The organism is Actinocorallia lasiicapitis (assembly GCF_054778695.1).
In genome coordinates, this window is record NZ_BAAGZI010000649.1 from 1 (window position 1) to 1,874 (window position 1,874).

Sequence of the window (1,874 nt, forward strand, 5' to 3'; positions counted from 1 at the left end):
ACTCCGGCCTCGACCAGCGCGGCCGCCACCTCGGCCCAGCGCGGGCCCGGCTCGTCGACCAGCAGCAGTCTCTCGAGGTCGGCGGCCATCGCCTCGGCGGCCAGCACCCCCAGTTCGGGGACCCCGACGACGGCCGTCCAGTCGTCGGCCCCGGCGACCAGCGCGAGGCCCAGCGAGGCCGAGCCCGTCACGCTGACGGCGGCTCCGGGACGGAGCGGGGGCAGCAGCGGGCGCAGCTCCGGCAGGACCCGGAGGAGGCCGCCGGTGACCTCGTCCGGCGCCGTCAGCGGGCCGACGACGAGGTCGGTCAGGGCACCCATACCCCCACTATCGAACAGAAGTTCGATCAGTTCAAGTCGATCATCCCGAGGTCAGACCCCATGGACGGCGAAAGCCGCCCACCTCAAGGGCGGACGGCTTCCGGTTCGGGCTGGTTCAGGCGCGCCAGGAGCGCACCAGGTCGCGGAGGGCGACCTTGTCGTACTCGACGCCGAGGTCGGTCAGCTCCTGGGAGACCTTCTTGCCGTCCGGGCCGTGCTTGGCCAGGAGGCGGTAGGCGAAGTACGGGAACCAGTGGTTCTCGCGGATCTTGCCGACCTCGGTCTCGTCGATGGCGTAACCGTCGGTGGCGAGCTCGGCGCAGGTCGCCGCGACGTCGCCGTTGTGCCGGCCGAGCGCCTCGATGACGATGCCGCGCATACTCTCCGGGTCGGGCTGCGGCTTCAGGTCGGAGTCGGCGCCGGAGCGGACCGGCTCCATCAGGTCCACGAAGGTCTGCTCGGCCGCGCTCTCCGGCGCGGCGGCGCGGGCCGCGGCCTTGGCGTCCTCGCCGACGACCGGGTCGCCGACCGAACCGGCGGGAGCGGCGATCTCGGGCATCCGGGTCGCGGTGATCTGCTGCGGGACGGCCGCGGCGGCCAGCGCGACCGCGGCCTCCTCCTCCGAACCCTTGCCGTTGTTCACGACATACCGGTGCAGGGTGCGCAGCAGCACGAACAGGCCGAGCATCGACACGATCGGCGGGACTGCCGCCGTCGCCTGGTAGGAGAACTCCTTGTTGAGCACGTGCCCGACGTTGAACACCAGCGACGCCGTCCAGCCCGCGAGGGCGATGAACAGCGGCAGCATGAAGTCCATCCAGGACAGCAGGCTCTTGCGGATCGCGTAGGCGTCGAGGGCGAGCAGGAACAGGCCCAGCTCCCCGACGATGATGAACAGGTCGACCAGCAGCGGGAACGAGGCGGCCTTCCAGCCGTCCAGCCCGTGCTCGATCGCCCAGGAGTGCAGACCTGAATACGACTGGGCGAAACCGCCGCCGGTCGCAGTCAGCACCGCGGTGGCCATCAGGCCCACGGCAGTCCAACGTGTTACGGACCTGGCCTTACCAGCGGCGCTCATCGGCATACTCCACGACTCTTGTGATGACCTTGAAGGAGGATAGCCCTCCACTCGACCCTCACGAGTAACTTCGTAAGCTTTTGTCGGAGTCGTCGCCGATTTCACTGCCGTCGCGCCCGTCCTGACCTGCCCGGGAGATCGGGTAAACTGTCCCGGTCGCCGGGGGTCTCCCGGCTCGGGGTGCATAGCTCAGGGGTAGAGCACTGCTCTTACAAAGCAGGGGTCGCTGGTTCGAAACCAGCTGTACCCACCCGTTTCCACGAAGCCCTCGCCTGCTCCGGGCGAGGGCTTCGTGCTTCCCGGTTCCTCAGTCAGCGGCGAGGAGGGAGCGGTAGAGGTCGGTGGTGCGGTGGGCGATCTCGGTCCAGGAGAAGTGCGCGACGGCGCGGCGGCGGCCTGCCTCGCCCATCGCGCGGGCCCTGGCGGGCTCGGCGAGCAGGGGGTTGACGGCTTCGGCGAGCCCGGCCGCGAACGCG

The 1,874-nt window shown here is 70.0% G+C and carries 1 protein-coding gene, 1 tRNA gene and 1 pseudogene; 1 reads left to right on the top strand and 2 read right to left on the bottom strand.

The window, feature by feature from the left end:
- Together ACYVE7_RS33355 and ACYVE7_RS33360 are read right to left on the bottom strand one after the other, a co-directional pair.
- Positions 1-320 (bottom strand): annotated as a pseudogene (locus ACYVE7_RS33355) (hypothetical protein); the annotation flags it as partial.
- Between the two features lie 115 nt (positions 321-435).
- Positions 436-1,344 carry a DUF2637 domain-containing protein gene (locus ACYVE7_RS33360; RefSeq protein ID WP_460370482.1) on the bottom strand — a complete coding sequence of 303 codons (909 nt, stop codon included), beginning with the start codon at positions 1,342-1,344 and terminating at the stop codon, positions 436-438.
- Positions 1,345-1,576: 232 nt separating this feature from the next.
- Between ACYVE7_RS33360 and ACYVE7_RS33365 the strand changes: the two genes are divergently transcribed.
- Positions 1,577-1,648: transfer RNA gene (locus tag ACYVE7_RS33365), tRNA-Val, on the top strand.
- The last annotated feature ends 226 nt before the right edge of the window (positions 1,649-1,874 follow it).

Excerpts from the sequence above, each read along its gene's own strand:
- ACYVE7_RS33360 (WP_460370482.1), bottom strand. The coding sequence starts at position 1,344 with ATGGCCACCGCGGTGCTGACTGCGACCGGCGGCGGTTTCGCCCAGTCG.